This is a genomic window from Longispora fulva, from assembly GCF_015751905.1.
In the GTDB taxonomy this organism is placed as follows: Bacteria; Actinomycetota; Actinomycetes; order Mycobacteriales; family Micromonosporaceae; genus Longispora; species Longispora fulva.
The window spans coordinates 7,803,533-7,822,605 of record NZ_JADOUF010000001.1 but is presented as its reverse complement, the minus strand read 5'-3'; the positions used below and the strand labels follow the sequence as shown (position 1 = coordinate 7,822,605).

The following is a 19,073-nucleotide window of genomic DNA, read 5'->3' as shown; positions in this document are numbered from 1 at the left end:
ACGACGCCCCCTAGTACCGGTAGGCGTCGGCGGTGACGGTGGTCGCCGACGAGTAGGTGACCGTGGCCAGCCCGGTCGCGGGGTCGACGTTGGCGCGAGTCACGAGGACCTGCCGCTCGCCGGACGCTGGGACCGACACCGTGGGCACGGTCGGGGCATTGCCGGCGGGGGTGCGGCCGGGGTCGGACACCGTGACCGTGATCGGGGCCGCCGCGCCGTTGCGCACGTGCAACACGACGCCCCGGTCGGCGATGTCGACGGCGGCCACCGTGTCCGAGATGGACACCGGCAGGAAGTTGATTGCCCGACCGGCGGCCGGGACGGCGGAAACGACAAGCAGCGCCATCGCGCGGCCTCCAAGGTTCTAGGGAAATTCGCCCGTCAGGTGGGCAGTGACCAGCGGCGATGTGCCGGTACAGTGACGGGCATGCATCGAGGTCCAAGGCTTGTAGCCGCCGTCGTGGCGGTGTTCGTCGCCATGTCCGTCGCGGTGAAACTCGGCGCGACGTCGCCGATCACGTTGGCGTTGGTCGGCGTCGGCGTCGGCGTGCTCGTGTGGAACGTCCTGCCGAAAAAGCCGATCAGCGGCTGATCACGCCGGGTGGCTATCGAACCGGTACACCGCCACGGCATCCATCAACAGCACCCCGGTCGACTCGTCGCGCTGCGGCGGTAGCGACTGCTCGTGACGGATGAGGCCGGCCGAGCAACCGGGGATCACGGGCCGGGCGTTGAGCAGCGCACCGGCCACCCGGTCGGCGACGATGCGCGCGGCGGCGGCGTTCGCGCCGACGGCGTGGCAGTAGGCGCGGGTCGTGGCGTGCTCGGCGCGGCCGGCCAGCGTCGTCGGCCCGGTCGACGCCCCGACCAGGTACACCACGACGTAGGGCGGCACCGCGCCCGGCGGGACCTGCCCGTCATGCACGACCAAGCCCGGCACCGCCCGCAGCAGCGCGAGGACCGCTGCGGCGTGCTCGGCGATCATGCGTCCCCCTCCACCAGCCGCGCCGCCAGGGCGTCGAGCGCCGAGGCGAACGCGGGGGCCTGTTCGTCGAGGGAGGGCGCGCCGCCGGGGATCGGCGGGTTGTTGACCGTGCCGTATTCGAAGATGTTGCCCAGCGCGCCCTGTCGGGCGTTCTTGTCCGGGCCGATGCGGGCGCGGACGCTGCCGGGCAGGTGGTACAGGTCGAACCCGACGGCGGCCGGGAGCGCCGGGGCGTGACCGATGCCGGCCCACCGGGCGCGCCACCCTTGCGTGACCAGCTCGGCGGTCCGGGTGACCACGGCCTCGGTCTCGGGCAGCGCCCGCGACGCCGCCCGACTGAGGGTGACGTCAAGTTCGCCTAGCCCGGTGACCGTCACCTCGAACTCATCACCCACTGTGCCCCCGTCCCGGCCGGGTCATCCGGTCGTCTCGACGGTCTGCACCCGGCGCGCGGTCGCGGCCGTCTTGTGCTCCAGGTCGTGCACGCGCATCACGCGGCCGATCAGGTCGGGGTCGAACTGGGCGCGGGTCGGTTCGATCTCGTCATCGACGGCCAGGCCGACGGTCGGCCCCAGCGGTAGGTGCACCTCGGCGCGCAGCAGCACGACGGATGCCTCGGCCACGTCGGCGCGCTGCCCGAGCCGGCCGACCTGCTGGAACCGGCACGGCCCTTCATAGACCGTGATCCAGGTCGGGGTGACCGTGCCGGTTGCCGGGTCGGTGGTCGCGCCAGTGCGGCGCCGGATGCGGCAGGCGTCGACCATCAGGGCCTCGGCGAGCGCGCGGCCCCGGGCGAGTAGCTGGTCGAGCAACATCAGGCACCTCCCTACGGGCGGGGCACGATGCCGGTCGACGGGCGGGCGACGGTGCCGATGGCGGGGCGGTGCACGATGCGGCCGGGCGGGACGGTGCCGTCGGCGGTCACGACGCCGGCCGCGTTCAGGGCTACGGCGGCCGGGACGGCGACGGTGCCGGCGGCCGTCAACAGCACCGCGCCCGACAACCCGGCGGTCGCTGTCACGGCGGTGCGGCCGGTCGACAGCAACGTCGCCGCCCCGGACAGTCCGGCACCGGCGACGGCGACGGACCGCTCGGCGGCGGACAGCGACGCCGAGCCGTTCAGCGCGGCGGCGCCCGGGGTGACGAGCTTGCCGGTGGCGGTACCGTCGGCAGCACCGGCGAGGGTGGCCGCGCCCTGCCAGGTGGTCGCCGGGGTCTCGGGGCCAAACAGCGCGCCGCCGTCGCCGAGCGCCAGGCCGTCGAACCACATGTCGGGCAGCGACGGGGCCGATGTGTAGTAGCCGAACGAGGCCGCGCCGACCGGGCCGCCGAAATTGGAGGTGGCCGCGCCGCCGTTGATGTCCTCGATGGCGGCCGTGTTGTTGCCGGCGTAGAGGTGCATTTCCCACATGCCGGCCGCCGACGCGCCGATCAGGTACTCGACCCGGTACCAGGTCCCCAGCGCCAAAGGGTTCGTGAACGTGGCCACCGTGGCGGCGCTGGCATTCCTCAATCTGAGCGCGCCGGTCGTCAGTAGGGCGAACGTGGCCCGGTCGCTGGCCAGGCCGGCGGCGTGCAGGGCGAGAATCGATCGGGTCGCCGACGGCAGGGCCGACAAGCGTAGGTAGAACCGGCCGGCCGCACTCGCCATCGATCCGACGGCGGTTGTCCAGCGCACGTAGCTCATGGCCGACGTGCCGCCGGTCGCGCACCGCAACGAGTAGGTGCCGTTGGCGGCCGTAGCGGCGTCGTACTGCAACACGGCTGCGGTGCCCTGTTGCACGGCGTCGAACGGCGTGCCCGAGCCGCCGCCGGAGTTGCCGACCGTGATGACCGTGCCGCTGGCCGGCGCGCCCTCGGCGTTCCACACGAGGGTGGTCACGGCTAGTCCAGGGCGAGGGTCAGCGCGCCGACCGCGAATTCGAGGGCGTCGCCGGCCGACACGGTGCGCGACACGGCGAGCGGGCCGTACCACCAACGCACCGGGGTGCCGGCCGAGTCCCACACCTCGACGCCGACAACGGTTGCCGCCGGCAGGTTCGACCAGCGCAGCAACGTCGTGTTTGAGATCGGGCCGGGCGCGGCCGTCAGGGTGACGGTCTGGCGGTTGTAGCCGCCGCCGGCCAGCTCGGTGCCGGGCGCGCCGTCGGTGCCGGCGGCGGTGACCAGCGCGGCCCGCAGCGGGCCGACCGGCGCGGTGGTGGTGTTGCCCGACAGCCAGTTCAACACGGCGTTTTCTGCGGCGTCGGTGAGGTTGCCGGCCATGGTCACCCCCGAATCGAGAACGTGCCCCGGCGGGTGCCGGTGGCGGCGAGCTGGTTGCGGATGGCCTCGACCCGGGGCGCGCCCAGGGTCTCGGTCGCGTAGGTCTCGCTGTAGTCGTCGATCGACCGCGACCTCAGGCCGTCCGGGTTGAGGTAGTAGCCCTGGGCGACATCGAGGACCAGGGCGACGATGTGGTCGGGAATGACCAGGTGTCCGTGGGAGTAGGTGACCCGGACCCGGGGTGCCCAGATGCCGCGCGGCCGGTGGTACGGCCAGCCCTGCAACCGGGTGGCGCCTGCGTACCAGGCCGGCCAGCCTCGGGTGAGCTGGTCGCCGGTGCGCACGTAGTCGCGGCCGGCGACGAGCACCAGGTCGGCCGCGCCGTCCCAGTCGGCCAGCTCCACCACCATCAACGGCACGGTCTCGTCGATCGGCCGCTCTGGCAGCGTTAGCACCCGCTCGCCGCCGACGAGGATCACGGTGTCGTCGGCGGCGTAGTCGAGCCGTTGGCGGGCAATCGCCCGGATCAGGGCCGAGGCCCCGGCGAGCGCCTGGTCGGCCGTGGCCCGGTCAAGGTCCCGCTGTAGCCGGGCGGCGAGTTGTTCAGCCGTCGCCAGGGGCAGCACGGGCAGACTCCTTGTCCTTGGCTGGACGGCCCCGCCGCCGAGGCTGGTCGCCGCCCTCGGGGTCCACCGGCGCGCCCGAGGCGAGCAGGTAGTCGGCGAGGTCCCCGTCGACCTGCTGCCCGGCGGCGAGCTGGTGCACCTGGTACTGGAAGTAGGCCGAGAACGCCTCACGAGCGGTGACCCGCATCGACACCACCCCCGTCAGGCGTGCTCGACGACGACGGCCCGCTTGAACTGCGCGGAGTCGCCGGTCACCGAGTCAGAAGGGACGCCGAAGTCACCAACCCACGACCAGGTGGTTGACACCTGCTGCTGGAGACGGTCCTGCGGCGGGCGCACAATCAGCGCGACCTGCGCGCCGGTGGCCGGGCCGATCATCCGGATGTCGGGCACGTCCTCGGTGCCGGTCCCGGCGAGTAGCGAGCCCATGCCCTCGAACGGCGCCGAGACCAGGACTCCCGCGCCGGTCACGATCGGCCGCTGCACGGTCACCGACCCCACCGTCACGGTCGGCGACTCCAGGTTCCTCACCCAGTCGATACCACCGAAACGACCGATCGACAGATCCCGGTAGATCGGCGAGTCGACCCGGCCCTGTGCGGCCTGCTTGAAATCGGCGTCGTCGAACAGCGCCGCCTCGGTGTCCGGGCTGATGTGCGCGGTGTAGTAGCCGCCGTTGCTCGGAACGTTCTGCTTGCGCAGCCGGGTGACCGCCGCCCGGAACAGCTTGAACGTCGCCACGTCCGAACCGGTGAGGTTGAACGCTGTGGCCTTGCTGCCGGGACGTACCGACACCGGGGCGTTCGCGGCGACCACGGCGTCACCGATCGCCTGCGTGACGGCGGTGCCCAGGGTCAGGGTCTTGGCGCCGACGTTGACGGCCGTGACGGTGTTGGCGACCCCGGCCACGGTGACCGACAGCGGGTTCGTCGGCGACACCGCGACCGGTACCCCGTTGACCATCACGGACAGGAACCCGGACACGTCCGCGACAACGCACGTGGTCGAGGCCGAGCCCTGCGCGGTGGTCGCCCAGGTCCGGCCGCCGCCGTACGCGGCGTAGAGCCGGGCGCGGGCGATCTGGTTGAGCGTCTGCCCCGCGTTGATCCCGAGCGTCTGCACGTCCCGCAGGAACTTCGACGCCAGGGTCATCGCGGAGTGCAGGAGGTTCGTGTCGATGGTGTCGCCGTACTGATCCATCGTTACCGACCACTGCTCAACGCCGTAGGTGTGCGGGGTCGGGTCCGAACCGGTGATCGGCACGGGGTTCGGGGCGATGAGGCCGGTGCGGGTGAACGTCTTGGTGTCGCCCAAGCCGCCGGCCCACGGCTCGCTGTCGGCGATGGCCGGGTACAGGAAGTCGGGCAGCAGCGCGTCGAGGAACACGCGGTCGAGGACGCCGTTTTGCATGATCGCGCGCAGTGGCGCCGGCAGCGTCGAGCGCACGTCGTGGCGGCCGAGCCGGAACCATGCCGGCCGGGGGCTGGTGTTCAAGGTTGCTCCAGGTGGGTGATGTCGACCGTCACGAGGTCGGGATGGGTGTCGGCGACGGCCAGCAGGCCGAGCAACGCCGTTTGGGTGATCGCAGAGACCGCCGCGCACACCACCCCGTCGGCGGCGTGCTGCTCGTGCCCGTCGACCTCGATCACGGTCCGGCCGTCGCCGAGTTCGGCCCGGACCCGGATCACGACCGGGGCCGTAGCCCGTACTTGGCCAGCTCGTCGGCGAACACGGCCGGGGCGGCGGTGCGGTAGTCGACCTCGGGGGCGTCCCCGCGCGAGCCGACGCCAGGGTCCGGGCGCGGGGTGCGCGGCCCGGCCGGCTTGGCGAGGTGGGGTTTGCGGACGAGCAGGTCGGCCAGGTCGGCGCCGATGGCGTCGGTGTCGATGTCGCCAGCCGCATCGGCGTAGCCGTCGAGGCTGCCGAGCAGGGCAACGGCGTCGTCGGGGTCGGCGAACATGCCGGCGAGGGCTTTCACCTCGGCGACCACGGCGCGGGCGGTGGCGGCCTGGGCTCGGGCCTCGGCGTCGGCCGCGCGCTGGGTGAGCCGTTCGGCGTCGGTCTGCTGGGCGGCCTCAAGCTCTGCCAGTCGGGTCGCGGCGGCGGCGTTGTCCTTGGCACGCTGCTCGTTGGTGCGGCTGAGCTTCTTCCACTTGCCGGCCTCGGCCTGCCAGTCGACCGCCGCGTCGTCGCCGTCGGCCGGGTCGTCGTCGACCTGCGGGTCGGGGGCCGGCGGGGTGTCGGCGGGGGCGTCGTGCCGGGTGAGCCGGAACCAGTCGGCGACAGTCGAGGTGTTCAAGGGTGCTCCCGTTGCGGGTCGAGGATGCCGGCATCCGTTGCGGTGCCGGGGTTTCAGCGCAGATAGCCGTGATGGCGAAGCAGCCGGATCGCGTCGTCGCGGTCGGTGGCGTCGGTGTAGATCTGCTCGGGCATCAGCCGCCAGCGCGGCGGCGGCCCGGTCCGGCGTTGTAGCCGGCCCTGGTCGTCGGTGGTGTAGCCGGCGAACAGTCCCCGCCGGGTGGTGCCCTCGCGGGTGGTGGCGAACGTCCGGCCGAACGCGGCGGTGGTGGTCATGCCCCGGCGGGCGTTGACGACCGCGGCGAGGTCCGCGCCGTCGCGCACCGCCTGCGCGCCGGAACGGCCCAACAGCTTGTTCTGCTCGGGCTCCGGCAGCGACCGGAAGTACTTCCCGGGGTCGGTGCGCAGGTCCCCGGCCGTGTTCTCGGCCGCCGGAATATGCCGGCAGTCACACCGGGGGTGCCTCAGAAAACCGGAACTCCACCGGTAGAACTTCCCGGCCAGCACGATGCACCGGGCGCACGACGGGGTAGACAGCATCCGCACCCAGCCCCCGGCGGAACGGCGGGCGACCACGCCGACGCCGACGGCCACCCGGGCGGCGTCGGCGAGCTGGGTGCGGACGATGGTGTCGAGGCGCAGCATGCCGAGGGTCATGGCCTTCTCGACGGTCGCGCCCCGCCCGCCCGCCGGCCGTAACGCGGTCTTGACGGCGATCACCGGCTCGTACAGCAGGGTCGCCAGGCCGCGCCCGTCGGACGCCACGCCGGCCAGGCTGCGGGCGTTGACGGCACCGGCGGCGGCCGGGTCGAGGTGCTGGGCGGACAGGGCGGCAGTGACGTAGCCGTCGGCGTCGGCGGCGGCGAGGGCCTGGCCGCCGGTGACCAGGGCGAGCAGCCGGTCGGACTCGGCGGCCCACGAGGCGTCAAGGCGCAGCGGGTCGAGGGTCCGCCATGCCGCCGCCGACTCCTCGGCCACCCGGCGCGCTAGGGCGACCTGGCGGCGGTAGTGGGACTCGGCGACGGCGACGACGCTCACTCGGTGCCGCCTGCACTTCCGGTGCTACCGGAACCGGCGGAACCGGGGGCCGAAGCCCCTTCCTGGCCTGCGGAAAGCGCCCGGGTCATCTGCCCGATCGGGTCGGAAGCCAGGGCGGCGGCGTCGTCGGCTTCCATCCGGTCGATCTGCTCGACGGTGTAGCCAACATCCTCTCGGGCCTGCCTCTTGGTGGAGATGCCGGAGGTGTAGAGCTTCACGGCGGCATCGGACGCCTGGGCACGCGTCGGCGTCGCCGGGTCGCGCCAAATCGTTTCCAGGCGCACCAGCTCGGGCCGCCAGACGCCGGTGACGAACCGGTCGGCGAACCGCATGGTGTCCTCATGCGACCCCGACCACGGCCGTGACTTGCGCTCGACGCGCTTGATCAACCGGGCTTCCAGGCTGCGGACGCCATCCGCGCTCGGTGGATTGTCGAAACTCAAACCCATGTAGGTCGGGGGCAGACCGTAGAGACTGGCGACCAGGGTGGCCAACGCCCGCAACGTCGAATGGAAGTTCGCGAGATCGGCCTCGGGGAACTGGCCAACCTCGGCACCCTCGGACCTCGTGCGGGTCGACGCCCAGATACGGCCGGCGATCTTCGACCAGGTGGACACCGGCCGGCCCTGGGCGTCTTGGAAATCCTCGGGGCCGAACCCGAGTGCCCACCGGCGCGGCATGCTGTGGAACTCCGCCGAGGTCATCATGTCGGTGCCGATCTTGTTGGCCCCGTTCACCAGCGGGATCACGTCGACCAACTCGGACTGGCCGAGCGGCCGGCGCAACCGAGGCCGGTTGACGATCGGCACGACCGGCACCCGGCCGAGCTGGTGTTCGTCCGCCTCGAACTCGGGGTCATCGACCCATTCGCCGCCCGATGTCTTGACGTACCAACGGGTTTCGTTCGGCAGGTACAAGGTCGCGTGCTCCACCGGCGGCCCGTCGCCGTCGCCGTCGGTGGTCCATGCCTTGTACGCCGAGGTGACCCGACGGGTGGCCGGGTCCAGGATCGCGTGCGTCTCAAGGGGGGATTCGGCGGTGATCAGCGGCGGCCGGTCCGGTTCCGGGTTCGCGCTGATGATCATGAAAGCGCGGCCCATGACCATCGCATCGGTGTGCGCCTGGCTGCTGGCCTCGTCGAGGTTGTTCGCCTGCCAGATGTCCCACAGGTCGCCGTCTGCTTTCGGCACCCCGGCGACACGGAAGCCCAACACGTCGGCGCGTTCCTCGGCGGTGTCAACCACCAGGCGCGGCCAGTTGATCAAGAGCTGTTGCAGGCGGTCGCCAAGCTCGGCGATCAGCTCGGGGACCATGTAGGCGTACGGCGGGTCGTTGTCGTAGTAGTCGGCGAATTCCCGCAACTGCCTCAGGTCGCGCTGGTGCTCGGCGACCAGTCGGGCGAGCTGATGTTCGGGGGCAAGCGGCACGTGCCACCCCCTAGCGCATGATGATCATTTTTCCGGTGGGTCGCTGCCAGTTGCCGCGCCGCAGCACGTCGAGGCGTGCTTGCCAGCTCAAGACGCCGCACATGGCGAGGTCGATGTACTGCTCGCTGTCGGGCCGGGGCTTGTAGATGGTCCACAGGGGCGTGTCGTCGTCGTCGAGGACCCGCAGGTCGCCCCGCCGGGCGTTGCCGATGTGGCGGACGTAGTCGGCATCCCCGCTGTGGGTCAACTCGCCCGAGGTGATCGCGGTGTTGAACGCCCGCATGGCCACACCGATCGGCTTGGGCCGGTTGGTGTACCACTCCAGGACCCGGTGGTCGCCGAACCGGCCGGCCCACTTCGCGACGTTGGCCTCGAACCTCGGCGGGTCGGCGTACAGCGCGAGGACCCGGTACCGGGCCATCGCGTCGGCGACCGTGCCGTCGACCTGGTCGTCGGTGACCTCCCAGACATCCGGGTCGGTCTCGTGCCCCACCAACAGGCCGGTCGGGCGTTCCCACAGTGCGAGGGGCCATTGGTAACCGGTCTCGATGTGCGTGGCGACAGCCCCGCAGGCATCGCGCCAGCGCGCGCCGTCGAACCCGATCACGATGGGCTCGCCTTCGCGGATTCGCACGTTGGGCCGGGCCAGGTCTCGCCAGCGGGCCACGTCGAACGCCTGCCGGGCCGAGCTGACCCGCCGGTTGAGCCACACGCGTTCCCAGTACGCCCGGTCGGTGTCGGGCTGGTTGTACAGGCTGGCGATGGCCTCGACCTGGCCGTCGAAATCCGGCCACAGCGCCAGGGCCGGGCCGGACGCCTCGCGGATGGCGGCGTCGATCTGGGCGGGGTCGGCCAGGTCTTCCCCGGCCCGCGTGGCGGCCTCCCGATGGAAGAAAAACAGGGTCTTGTCGTGCACCTTGCCGGCGGCGACCTGCTCGGCGTAGCGGTGCGTGCCCTCGGCAACGCTGCCCTCGCCCTCGGCGTAGGTGGTCGTCGTCTCCAACGACCAGGCGTCAGCCAACGTCCTTTTCGGAATGTTGGCCAGCATCGTCTGGTGGGCGTCTCGCATCCGGGGCAGGATCAGGCGGTGCGTCTCGTCGAAATGTTGAGCCGTGGTGCGCGCACCGTCGGCGGCGCTCGGCGAGGACGCCAGGGCCTCGGCCTTGCCATCGCCGTAGGCGCGGGTGATGCGTGCGAGTCCGGCGTCGAAAAGATCGGCGTCTGGCCCCTCGGTGCACATCACCAGCAGCGCGCCATACGCCAGTTCCTCGGCTTGGTCGGCGGTGTAGGCGATCATCGGGATGTACGGGTCGACGACCGGGCGGCCGACCGGTTGCCAGACACCATCGACCTCGCGCCACCCGTCGCAGCGCACCGGCCCCTCAGGGTGAAGCTCGGCGAATAGCACCCACGCAGCCTTTTCGGTCTTCGCGCTGCCCTTTCGCATCGACAGCCCGACGCGCTTGAACCGCCGCCGGCCGGCGCGGGGGTGCCCTCGCGGGTGCACCTCATACATCCGGTAGATCAGCGCGCGGGTCTCGGCGTCGACCCGAGCCGGTTGCCCGCGCAGGTCGCCGGGGCCATGCACGGCTCGCGCCTCGATCAGGTCGCAGATCTGCGGACCGAGCGTCGGCCACGGCGTCGGGTCCGGGGGCGGAACCATGAACGTCGCCACGGTGCGCACCCCCAGCCGGCTAGGTCACGGCGTGCAGCAACGCCCGGGGGTCGTCGTCCGGGCCAGGCGGCGGGGACGGAACGGGGTCGGCGGCACGGCGGCGGCGGCCCTTGTCGACGGCCTCGTCGGTGCGCTCGATCTCCCATTGCAGCCGCCGCCGGTCGATCGGCGAGAGGCCGAAACACTGCCGCTGCAACCGGATTTCGCCTGCGAGGGCGGCGCGTTCCCGGGCGGTGTCGGCGTTCCAGAAGTCATCGACGAGCGCGGCCAGCGCCAGCAGCCCGTGCAGGTCCGACGGGTCGAACTCGGGGGCCATGGGCGACGCCCAGATGTCGGCCCACCACGCGACCGTCTGCTCGTGCCAGGCACGGCCGGCAGGCAGCTCGGGCGCGGCGACGTCGTGCACGGCGCTGAGGGTGGCCGCCGTCGCGGAGCGGTTCCGCCGTGCGGGGTTGCGCTTCGGGAGGGCGGGCATGGTCACCACCCCACCCATCGTGAATCATGAGGCCGCCTGGCGGTTTTGTCAGTGACGCCCCGTACAGTGCCACCATGTCCAGGCCGAATACAGGCATTTGTTGCGTTGACGACTGCCCCCGACCGAATCAGACCCGGGGTTACTGCCGCAAGCACTACGAGTGGCACCGGAAACGCGGCCTGGTCAAGCCCTTGACGCGGCCTACCTCATGCACCGCTGACGGATGCGACGGCCCGGTTCACGCTAATGGGCTGTGCACCCCGCACTACTGGCGGATGTTCCACAGGGGAACGCTAGAGCCGTACGAACCCGTGCGAACCCGAGAATGCACACTGTCCGGGTGCGCCGGTCCGCAGCACTCAAGGGGTTGGTGCTGGAAGCACTACATTCACTGGTGGCGATATGACGATCCGCGCATCCCGGGTCTCGACGTACCCAAGCCGCCGCCGGGTCGCTGTGACTGTGGAGCGGTTGCCTACTCCGGAGCTATGTGCAAGCCCCACTACAACCGGGAGTACAACCAGGCCAACAGGGAGTACCTGAGCGAGTACAAACGCCAGTACAACCGCAACAATCCCGAGGTAGCCCAGGCAAGCTTCAACCGTCGCCGGAAGCGTGCCGGAGTGGGGCTGGACGCCATGGATCGGGCGTTGGCCACGGACTACCGGCGGGCAATCAGGAACGACCCGTGCGGCTACTGCGGTGCAACTGCTGAACACACGGATCACGTCTTCCCGATCGCCAAGGGAGGGCGGGACGTTTGGTACAACCTCATGCGTGCGTGTCAGCCCTGCAACAACGCCAAGGGCGCGCGGTGCGGAACCTGGTTCCGCCTGCGCAATCATCTCCGGTAGAGGGAAACCCTGGGTTGCGTACAGAACAAAATCCCCCTCCCCGGCGGTCCCCCAAACCGGACATAAGGGGGTTCTCCCCTGGGGTGCCACGGTGACGGACGGTCACACGCGACGGTTCCACCCGCCGGGCTGGTCGCGGGCGGTGCGCTGCGAATGATGCTCGTGGCACAGCGGCCGGAGGTTGGCCGGGTCGTGGCCTCGGGGACCGAGCGGGCCGAGCCCGTCGCGGTGGTCCACATCGGTCGCCGTTCGGGTGCAGCCGAGGCGTGCACACCGTGGGCGGCGGGCGAGGAAGGCCGCGCGGGTGCGGTCCCACCGGGCGTCGTAACCGCGTTCCCGGGCGCTGCCCCGGGCGGCCTCGGCGGCGCGGCGGCAGTCGGCGCACCGACCGGCGCGGGTGATGTTCGGACAGTCGCGGGTCGAGCACGTTTTCGCGGCGCGCGGCACGGGCTACCCGTCGAGGTCGGCCCGGCGCGGTCGGACGGGATTCACGTCCTTGACCCAGCGCTGTTTGGGGCCGGTCGGGTGCAGGTCGCGGGCCGGGCGGCTGGGGCTGGCCCAGGAACCGCCCGGCGAGACGCCGTCGAGCACCCAGCCGGCGGCCCGCAGCGTAGTGCCGGGTTCGGTGTCCAGGATGAACGTCTGCACCCTGCGGAAACCGAGGGCCTTGGCGGCGCGGGCTGCGGCGCCGTAGAGCATCGAGCAGGCGTTCGGGGTGCCGTCGGTGACGAGGCGGGACACCTCAACGACGGTGTGCCAGTCGGTCATGCGCGCGGCCGGTCGGCTGAGGATGGCCGCGCCCCGGATGACGCCCTGGTCGTCGATGACGCCGATGCTGTAGCGGTGGCTGGCCACCTTGGGGTGGTGGCGGTGCAGGGTAGCCACCATGCGGTTCGCTGCGGCCAGGTCCAGGGGCACGACGTGCAGCGGGATGGCGGCCTCGTGGGCGTGCGACACGGCGGCACCTCCCGGGGGTATGTGTTCGGGGTTCAACCGCCGCCCCGGCGGGGCGCGACTCGTCGGCCGGCATCGGTGTGGGTTGTTGTGGCCGGGTGCGCCCGACGGGGCGGCGGGACGAAAGAAGCCCCGGCCGCATCGGCTCGGGGCTCTCTCGGGTGCAGTGCACCAACCTGGTATCTATCCTCTTCGGTCCAGGTCAGATGGTCAATGGATCTTGGCTGTGGGGGTCGTTACGAGCAGGTGTTCGACGTCTTCTAGCAGGTAGAACACCTTGCCCGCCTCGCGGTGGCGCCGCCAGCGCTGCTCGGACGCGAGGCGGTAGATCGTGCCCAGCGGGCGCCCGGACAGCGCGGAGACGTCGGCGGCGGTCAGCGCCGCGACCCGGCTCACGCCGCCATCCCGACCGGGCGGGCGACGGGGGTGACCTTCGCGGCGCGGCGTACCGCCATCCACTGATCACGTGCCCAGCGGTGCGCGGCCGGGTCGAGGTCGCACTCGATGCGGGACCGTTCCGGGCGGTCGACGTGCACCACCCCGACCAGCACGCCGCCGCACTCGGTGAACAGGCAGCGCCGCCCGAGCTGGGTCCGCCGGGGCGGGCTGGGATAGGCGGCGCGGTCGGCGGCGTGCACCAGGTCGGCCAGCTCGTCGCACAGGTCCCCGGCGGCGGGGTGCGCGCCCAGCCACCGGAGTTGACCGAGCAGGAAGTCGACCAGGGCGCCGGCTTCCCGCTTCGGTGCGTCGATCCCCCGCTCGTCGACCACCATGCCGGCCCACTCCGCGAGCACCGCGACGATGCGCGAGCGGGCCTCGGCGGCGACCAGGTTGAGCGGCAGCCCCGGCGACGACGTGCCCGACACCTTGTCGTGCAGCCCCGTCGCCCGGATCATCGCGGCCTCACAGTCCAGGTACAGCCTGGCGAGGCTGGTGAGGTATTCCTCGGCGCGGTCGCGGCACGTCCAGCACAGGACGTAGCCCGGGGCGGCCGGGCGCGGGTCAAGCGCGGCCTTGTCCTCGGTTCGGGCGCAGCGCGGCGAGCAGCACAGCACGGCGGGGAGGGTCTTCACTCGGTCACGCTCCAAATCTGGATGTAGGCGCCGGTCGTCGGCAGCGCGAGCGGGTGCTCGTCGGGGTAGACCTTCACGGCCGTCAACTCGACGACCTGGGCGTCGTCGTGCCACACCCCGGCGTCGGTGAGGGCGTCGAGGATGGCGCGGGCGAGCTTGTCGACGTCGGGGCGCTTGCTCGGCCATGTCTGGATGCGCTTGGGGGCGCTCTTGGGCTTGGGCACCGTGAGCACGGCCAGGACTTGCACCGGCCCGAGGTGGGGCTCGGTCTGCCCGGACACCCGCAGCGCCTCGCGGGCGGCGGCGGTGACGAGCTGGCGCCACGGCCGGAGTCGGCGCGACGAGTCGACCAGGCGCCCGCCGCCGACGTGCTTGAGGCTGCCTTGCGGGGCGGGGTCGCCGTAGGCGTAGAACGAGGCAATGAGTTCGGACAAGGGGTGTGCCTCCTTAGTACGGCGGGATGAGTTCGGCGGCGACAGCGCGCCATGGAGCGGGGATCACGCCCGCGATGCGCTCGGCCTGCCCGGCGGCGACCAGGCGGCGTAGCAAGTTCTCGGCCGTCTCGACGGACAGCCCCAGCCGGACCGCGACCCCGGTGGTGAGGTCCGGGCCGTGGGCGAGCAGGTGCTCGCGTACCCGGTTCGCGTTGCGGGAGATGTACGGAACCGCGGCCGGAGGGGCAGCCCTCGGCGGCGGTGCGGGCGGCGGGGCCGGGAGCGGTTCCCCGCATCGGTGATCCGCCACTACCGGGCCGGTGAGCCCGGCACGGGTGGCGTCGAGGCGCACCAGCTCGCCGCGCTGGAGCACGTAGGTCGAGCGCCCGCCGAGCAGGGCGGCGAACACCCCGTCGCGGTCGAGGGGCTGCGCGTCGGCGTTGACGGGCACGCCCTCGGCGACCCCGGTGAGGACCAGGGAGCGGCAGCGGCGGCACGGGCCGGGTAGTACCTGGGTGGTGATCATGTGATCGGACATGGCGAACCCCGTGGGTCGGGGGTGCCCGATGGTGACGGTCGCGGCGGGGGTTGTTCTCTCTTATGTGTGCGTGTGAGAACCAATACCGCTGAAACTCAGGCACCATCGGGCACCCGCTATGGATGAGCTGGGGAAAGGCGGGTGCCCGTCGCCTCGAAAATCGGGCACCAGACGGGCACCCGCGAGGGGGTATCGGGCACCCGGCGGCGGCCTGTCCCGGTGCCGTGCGGCCCGGGTGCCCGTTCGGGTGCCCGTTCCGGTGCCGCATCCGGGCTACGCATCGGGCACCCCGTCGAGCAGCGTGACGGCGGTGTAGAAGCGCCGACCGTGCGACCGGGCGACGGTCACCCCGTAGCGCGACCGCAGCTCGCGGCCGAACATCTGCGACGAGATGGCGCGCTCACCCTCCTCGGCGCACCAGGCTTCGTACGCCTGGCGGACCTCGGCGGTGGCGGTGCGCACCAGGTCGCCGCCCCCGATGTGCAACCGGTCGTCCACGAACCGGGCGAGCGAGTCCTCTTCGGCGGCGTAGTCGTCGGTGGCGGCCTTCACGCTGTCGGGGTCGCGCAGCCCCCCGGCGAGGGCGTCGACTGCCCCGGCGACGATCCACGCGAGGATGCCGGGCCCCTCGGTGTCGACCAGGCGGTCGGCGAGACCTTCCTCGCGGCGTTCCTCGGGCACGACCTTCGTGAACGGGATGAGCCGCAACCGGCGCCAGAAGCTCACGCCGCCCGACCGCACGCTCGGCTGGTGGTTGCCCATCAGAAACAGGGTGTGCGACGGCTCGAACGTGAAGTGATCACGGTGCAGGAACCGGGCCGTCAGGGCGTCGCCGCCAGTAAGCAGCTTGATGCGCGCCTCGTCGAACCGGTCGGATTGGTTGACCTCGGAGCAGATCACGAACCGCAGCCCCGCGAGGCGGGCGACCTCGGTTTCGTGCTGCTGGGCGCCGGCCATCAGGAAGTTAGCCGGGGCCGACCCGGCGTAGTCGCCGAGCAGCCGGCGCACCACGTCGAGGAACACCGACTTTCCGTTGCCGCCCGCACCGAACAGGAACGGCAGCACGTGATAGGCCACGCGGCCCGTCGCGGCGTACCCGACCATGCGTTGTACGTACCCGGCGAGGTCCGGGTCGTCCCCGAACGTGTCGGCGAGGAACCGCGACCAACGCTCGACCGGGTGCCCGGCATCGGCGGTGACCAGCGTGGACCGGGTGTGCAGCTCGGCCGGGTTGGCGGGCCGCGTGTTTCCGGTGCGCAGGTCGACCACCCCGCCCGGGGTGCACAGCGCGAACGGGTCGCCGTCGAGCAGCGCCGCCGGGGCGACGAGCCGCCGGTCGGTGCGGGCAAGGGCGATCATCGCGTCGATACCCGCCCTCGACAGCGACCGCGTGCGGTGCTTGCGGGCGGCGTCGTCGTCTGCGGGCAGCGCCCGGACCATGACCCGGGCGCGCTCGATGACCGTCCCGGCGTCGTCCCACGCCCAGCGCCCGCCGTCCCACACCAACCACTTGCCGCGCTCGGGCACGTACCGGGTGGTGGCCCCGATGGTGTCGGCGAGCAGGAGGGCGTTTCCGTCGTCGGTGAAGCTGACGGGCAGCGCCCCGGACGCGACCGGCTCGGGGTCGGGCGCAGGCAGCGCACGGGCGGCGGTGCCGTCGACCAGGGCGAGGCGGCGCTCGACCGGCGCGGCGGGTGCCGCTTCGGTCGAGGGGGCCGCCCTCGGGGTCGGCTGCTCGGGGCTGGCGCGGGGTGCCGGGATGCGTGCGCCCCGGGTGCCCCGGACAGCGGCGAGGACCGTGCCCGGCAGCGAGAGCGCGGCGGCCGACGCCCCGGCGGTGCCGGCAGCGGCGGCGGCCAGGTCGCGGGCTGCGGCCTGCTCGTCACCCCGGTGGTGCAGGTGCGCCCAGACTCGGCCCATCGTGAGGCGCTGCCCCGGGCCGGACGGGAGCCCGGCGGCGTCGCTGTGAACGACGAGCGTCGGGGTGCCGGCGTGGTTGGCGCGGGCGGAGTATGCCGAGGTGGCGTCGGGCCGGCGCCACAGCTCGGCGCCGTCGCGCTCGTGTCCCACAAGGGACCAGCCGAGCGGGCTGAGGATGTCGCCCCACGTGGCGTGTTCGGCGAGCGCGTCGAACGGGCCGAGCCCGCCGCCCGGTGCCCGGAACCGCGAGGCGAGGTCGCGGGCGCGGGGCGCGGTGGGGGCGACGGCGACCGCGACCGGGGCGGGCAGCTCGATCGCGGCGGCAGCGTCGAGCAGCTCGGCGAGGGTGAACGCGCTGCCCTCGGCCTCGACGATCCGGCACGGGCGCGGGTCGTTCGTCTTGCGGTTGACGGTGCCCGGCACGCGCAGCACCCGGGCGAGGTCCCCGACCCCGGTGCCGTAATGCCAGCCGAGGCGGGCAGCGGCAGCCCCGATGATGTGTTGCCACTTGGCGGACAGCGCGCCCAGCTCGTCGAGGTCGCCGTCGATGACGTGCGCCGCGCTGAGGTACCAGATCGGGTACAGCCCGCCGCCGGAGTGAATCCACAGTGTCGGGTCGGGGAGTCCTGATGTGGTGATGATCTGGCGGGCGGCGGTCTCGGTCGGCGGCAGCGGCAGCGACCCGGGCGCCACCTTGTGGCCGGGGCCGGCGATATCCAGGTCGGCCCACAGCGCCGGCAGGCTGGCCGACAGGTTCGCCCCACCGCGCTCGCCCCGGTTCGGGGCGCGGGTGACGGTGGTCATCCGGACGTAGATTCCGGCGCGGCCCTCGGCGTCGAGCTGGGCGGCGTAGTCGGCGGCGTCGGCGAGCCGGTCGGGGGTGAAGGTGCGTCCGGCCCATGCGTCGGTGCCGCAGAGGTGCACCAGCCCCGGGGAGTCGCCGTGTAGCAGCGCGAGCCAGTTCTCTACCTCTTCGCGGTCGAACAAGGCGGGTCACTCCTTCCTGTTGTTGAGTTGTGGTGTGCGACCAGCCGCCGCGTGATCCACTCGGCGACGGGCACGGGCGCGGCGTTGCCGAGCTGGGTGAAGCGCGGCACGTCCCCCTGGGGGTTGCCGTAGCTGGTGGCGGTCCATCCGTCCGGGAAGCCCTGTAGGCGCTCGTACTCGACGGGCACCAGGCGGCGGACGGCGGCGGGACCGGCCACGCGCACGTGACCGGCTAACACGTACTGGTCATTGACTCCGGCCGTTCCGTGACCGCGCGGGCTGCGGCTGGTCTGCAAGGGGCCGACGATCACGGGTTCGGTGTCGCTGCGAGCAGGGCCAGCGCGTCGCGCAGGTCCGGCGGCAGTCGGCGGCCCCGGCGGTCGATACGGCGCAGCGCGCCCGCCGCCGCTTTCGGGCTCAAGTAGTACTGCGGCGGGATCTCCCGCGCCGCGATGGCCGAGAAAGTACAGGCGGCGGCGTCGCTGGGGAACTCCGAAACCTTGAGCGTCGAGTACCCGCCAGGCCAGGCGGTACCCGAGGTCGGCCAGCGACCCGACGACGGTGCCCATGTCCCGCCCGGCGTTGCTGGTGAGCAGCCCGGGGACGTTCTCCAGCAGGAACCAGCCGGGGCGCAGCCCGTCGAGGATGCGCAGCAGCTCGAAGAACAGTCCGGACCGCTCGCCGTCGAGTCCGGCGCGGTTGCCTGCGGTGGACAGGTCTTGGCAGGGCCACCCGGCGGTGAGAAAGCAGTCGGCGGGATCAGGGACGGCTGTTGCCAGGTCACGGGCGGATACCTCACGCACGTCGGACAGCAAGGGAAGGGACGGCAGCCGGTCGGCGAGCACGCCCCGGGCGGCGGGGTCGATCTCCACAGCGAGCGCCGGGGTCAGCCCCGCGCGGGCGGCGGCGAGATCGAACCCGCCGACGCCCGCGAACAGGCTCACGTGATGCAGCGGCACGGCTAGCCCTGGGCGGCGAGCTTCTCGTACAGCGCCCGCTGCCCCGGGCCGAGCTGGGCGAGCAGCGCCTCGGGCACGGCGGCCGGGGCCGGTGCGGCGCTCGCCGCCGGGGCCGGTGCCGGGCTGGTGCTGGCGGGTGCGGTGAACCGGGGGTTCGCCGCGATCCACGCCTCGGCGCGGGCGACCGCGGACGGGTCTGAGGTGGCGTCGGACAGCTCGTAGGGCGGCTTGCCGGTGGCGCCGGGCTTGAGGGTCCCCTGAGCCATGCGCCCGAGGATCGTGTCGCCAAGCTGGCGCTTGAGGCTGCCGACCAGGCGCCCGCCGAACCAGAGCACGTCGTCGAACCGGTGGCCGGGCTGCCCGGTGTCCGGGTCGGTGGCGTCCAGGTCGACGACGGACACGCGCACGGCGTCCTTGTCCCCGAAAGCGGTGGTGATCTGCTCGACGTACTCGACCGGGCGCACGATCAGCAGGTGGCCGAGTACGTCGCGCTCGGCGAGCTTGTCGCCGCCGCTGGCGGCGGGTGCAGCGAAAGACATGGTGTTTCCCCTATTGAGTTGTTGTT

26 protein-coding genes are annotated in these 19,073 nt (G+C 72.3%); 2 read left to right on the top strand and 24 right to left on the bottom strand.

Annotated features, from left to right (window positions below; genetic code table 11):
- Window positions 1–10 precede the first annotated feature (10 nt).
- On the bottom strand, window positions 11–346 hold the full coding sequence (locus IW245_RS36295; RefSeq protein ID WP_197007600.1) for a hypothetical protein: 336 nt from the start codon (window positions 344–346) through the stop codon (window positions 11–13).
- Between the two features lie 81 nt (window positions 347–427).
- On the opposite strand from IW245_RS36295, the gene IW245_RS36290 reads away from it, so the two are divergent.
- The gene (locus IW245_RS36290; protein WP_197007599.1) at window positions 428–592 is read left to right on the top strand and encodes a hypothetical protein; all 165 of its coding nucleotides are present in this window, start codon (window positions 428–430) and stop codon (window positions 590–592) included.
- On the opposite strand, the gene IW245_RS36285 is transcribed toward IW245_RS36290, so the two are convergent.
- From IW245_RS36285 to IW245_RS36220, 14 genes are read right to left on the bottom strand one after another with little or no spacing between them, the layout of a single operon-like run.
- Window positions 593–985 carry a hypothetical protein gene (locus tag IW245_RS36285; protein WP_197007598.1) on the bottom strand — a complete coding sequence of 131 codons (393 nt, stop codon included), beginning with the start codon at window positions 983–985 and terminating at the stop codon, window positions 593–595.
- On the bottom strand, window positions 982–1,380 hold the full coding sequence (locus IW245_RS36280; RefSeq protein ID WP_197007597.1) for a hypothetical protein: 399 nt from the start codon (window positions 1,378–1,380) through the stop codon (window positions 982–984). Before IW245_RS36280 ends, IW245_RS36285 begins: the two co-directional genes overlap by 4 nt.
- A gap of 21 nt (window positions 1,381–1,401) precedes the next feature.
- On the bottom strand, window positions 1,402–1,800 hold the full coding sequence (locus tag IW245_RS36275; protein ID WP_197007596.1) for a DUF6093 family protein: 399 nt from the start codon (window positions 1,798–1,800) through the stop codon (window positions 1,402–1,404).
- 11 nt (window positions 1,801–1,811) lie between these two features.
- A complete protein-coding gene (locus tag IW245_RS36270; protein WP_197007595.1) occupies window positions 1,812–2,867 on the bottom strand; it encodes a hypothetical protein in 1,056 nt (351 codons plus the stop codon).
- Window positions 2,868–2,869: 2 nt separating this feature from the next.
- Complete coding sequence (locus tag IW245_RS36265; protein ID WP_197007594.1) at window positions 2,870–3,250, bottom strand: phage tail fiber protein; 381 nt, start codon at window positions 3,248–3,250, stop codon at window positions 2,870–2,872.
- 2 nt (window positions 3,251–3,252) lie between these two features.
- Window positions 3,253–3,876, bottom strand: coding sequence for a hypothetical protein (locus tag IW245_RS36260; RefSeq protein ID WP_197007593.1), 624 nt, complete (start codon window positions 3,874–3,876; stop codon window positions 3,253–3,255).
- Window positions 3,854–4,063 (bottom strand): hypothetical protein, encoded by a 210-nt coding sequence (locus IW245_RS36255; protein ID WP_197007592.1) that lies wholly within the window; start codon window positions 4,061–4,063, stop codon window positions 3,854–3,856. The genes IW245_RS36260 and IW245_RS36255 overlap by 23 nt, the downstream gene beginning before the upstream one ends.
- A 14-nt stretch (window positions 4,064–4,077) precedes the next feature.
- A complete protein-coding gene (locus IW245_RS36250; RefSeq protein WP_197007591.1) occupies window positions 4,078–5,370 on the bottom strand; it encodes a major capsid protein in 1,293 nt (430 codons plus the stop codon).
- Complete coding sequence (locus tag IW245_RS41230; protein WP_197007590.1) at window positions 5,367–5,564, bottom strand: ribosomal-processing cysteine protease Prp; 198 nt, start codon at window positions 5,562–5,564, stop codon at window positions 5,367–5,369. The genes IW245_RS36250 and IW245_RS41230 overlap by 4 nt, the downstream gene beginning before the upstream one ends.
- A complete protein-coding gene (locus IW245_RS36240) occupies window positions 5,561–6,175 on the bottom strand; it encodes a hypothetical protein (protein WP_197007589.1) in 615 nt (204 codons plus the stop codon). The genes IW245_RS41230 and IW245_RS36240 overlap by 4 nt, the downstream gene beginning before the upstream one ends.
- 53 nt (window positions 6,176–6,228) lie before the next feature.
- Window positions 6,229–7,212: a VG15 protein gene (locus IW245_RS36235; RefSeq protein ID WP_197007588.1), complete on the bottom strand. Its 984-nt coding sequence runs from the start codon at window positions 7,210–7,212 to the stop codon at window positions 6,229–6,231.
- Window positions 7,209–8,639, bottom strand: a complete 1,431-nt coding sequence (locus tag IW245_RS36230) for a phage portal protein (RefSeq protein WP_197007587.1) — start codon at window positions 8,637–8,639, stop codon at window positions 7,209–7,211. Before IW245_RS36230 ends, IW245_RS36235 begins: the two co-directional genes overlap by 4 nt.
- 10 nt (window positions 8,640–8,649) lie before the next feature.
- Window positions 8,650–10,314, bottom strand: a complete 1,665-nt coding sequence (locus tag IW245_RS36225) for a terminase large subunit domain-containing protein (protein ID WP_197007586.1) — start codon at window positions 10,312–10,314, stop codon at window positions 8,650–8,652.
- Between the two features lie 19 nt (window positions 10,315–10,333).
- The gene (locus IW245_RS36220) at window positions 10,334–10,789 is read right to left on the bottom strand and encodes a phage terminase small subunit (protein ID WP_197007585.1); all 456 of its coding nucleotides are present in this window, start codon (window positions 10,787–10,789) and stop codon (window positions 10,334–10,336) included.
- Window positions 10,790–11,277: 488 nt separating this feature from the next.
- Between IW245_RS36220 and IW245_RS36215 the strand changes: the two genes are divergently transcribed.
- The gene (locus tag IW245_RS36215) at window positions 11,278–11,643 is read left to right on the top strand and encodes an HNH endonuclease (RefSeq protein ID WP_197007584.1); all 366 of its coding nucleotides are present in this window, start codon (window positions 11,278–11,280) and stop codon (window positions 11,641–11,643) included.
- A 102-nt stretch (window positions 11,644–11,745) separates the two neighbouring features.
- Here IW245_RS36215 and IW245_RS36210 read toward each other — a convergent pair whose 3' ends face one another.
- From IW245_RS36210 to IW245_RS36170, 9 genes are all read right to left on the bottom strand, one after another.
- On the bottom strand, window positions 11,746–12,090 hold the full coding sequence (locus tag IW245_RS36210; RefSeq protein ID WP_197007583.1) for an HNH endonuclease signature motif containing protein: 345 nt from the start codon (window positions 12,088–12,090) through the stop codon (window positions 11,746–11,748).
- A 3-nt stretch (window positions 12,091–12,093) separates the two neighbouring features.
- The gene (locus tag IW245_RS36205) at window positions 12,094–12,600 is read right to left on the bottom strand and encodes an XF1762 family protein (RefSeq protein WP_197007582.1); all 507 of its coding nucleotides are present in this window, start codon (window positions 12,598–12,600) and stop codon (window positions 12,094–12,096) included.
- Window positions 12,601–12,807: 207 nt separating this feature from the next.
- Window positions 12,808–12,993: a hypothetical protein gene (locus IW245_RS36200; RefSeq protein WP_197007195.1), complete on the bottom strand. Its 186-nt coding sequence runs from the start codon at window positions 12,991–12,993 to the stop codon at window positions 12,808–12,810.
- The gene (locus IW245_RS36195) at window positions 12,990–13,670 is read right to left on the bottom strand and encodes a hypothetical protein (protein WP_197007581.1); all 681 of its coding nucleotides are present in this window, start codon (window positions 13,668–13,670) and stop codon (window positions 12,990–12,992) included. The genes IW245_RS36200 and IW245_RS36195 overlap by 4 nt, the downstream gene beginning before the upstream one ends.
- Window positions 13,667–14,104 (bottom strand): RusA family crossover junction endodeoxyribonuclease, encoded by a 438-nt coding sequence (locus IW245_RS36190; RefSeq protein ID WP_197007193.1) that lies wholly within the window; start codon window positions 14,102–14,104, stop codon window positions 13,667–13,669. The genes IW245_RS36195 and IW245_RS36190 overlap by 4 nt, the downstream gene beginning before the upstream one ends.
- A 13-nt stretch (window positions 14,105–14,117) precedes the next feature.
- Window positions 14,118–14,642, bottom strand: a complete 525-nt coding sequence (locus IW245_RS36185; protein WP_197007192.1) for a hypothetical protein — start codon at window positions 14,640–14,642, stop codon at window positions 14,118–14,120.
- A gap of 273 nt (window positions 14,643–14,915) precedes the next feature.
- A complete protein-coding gene (locus IW245_RS36180; protein ID WP_197007191.1) occupies window positions 14,916–17,549 on the bottom strand; it encodes a phage/plasmid primase, P4 family in 2,634 nt (877 codons plus the stop codon).
- Window positions 17,528–18,493 carry a DNA cytosine methyltransferase gene (locus IW245_RS36175; RefSeq protein ID WP_197007190.1) on the bottom strand — a complete coding sequence of 322 codons (966 nt, stop codon included), beginning with the start codon at window positions 18,491–18,493 and terminating at the stop codon, window positions 17,528–17,530. Before IW245_RS36175 ends, IW245_RS36180 begins: the two co-directional genes overlap by 22 nt.
- A gap of 17 nt (window positions 18,494–18,510) precedes the next feature.
- On the bottom strand, window positions 18,511–19,047 hold the full coding sequence (locus IW245_RS36170) for a hypothetical protein (RefSeq protein WP_197007189.1): 537 nt from the start codon (window positions 19,045–19,047) through the stop codon (window positions 18,511–18,513).
- Window positions 19,048–19,073 lie beyond the last annotated feature (26 nt).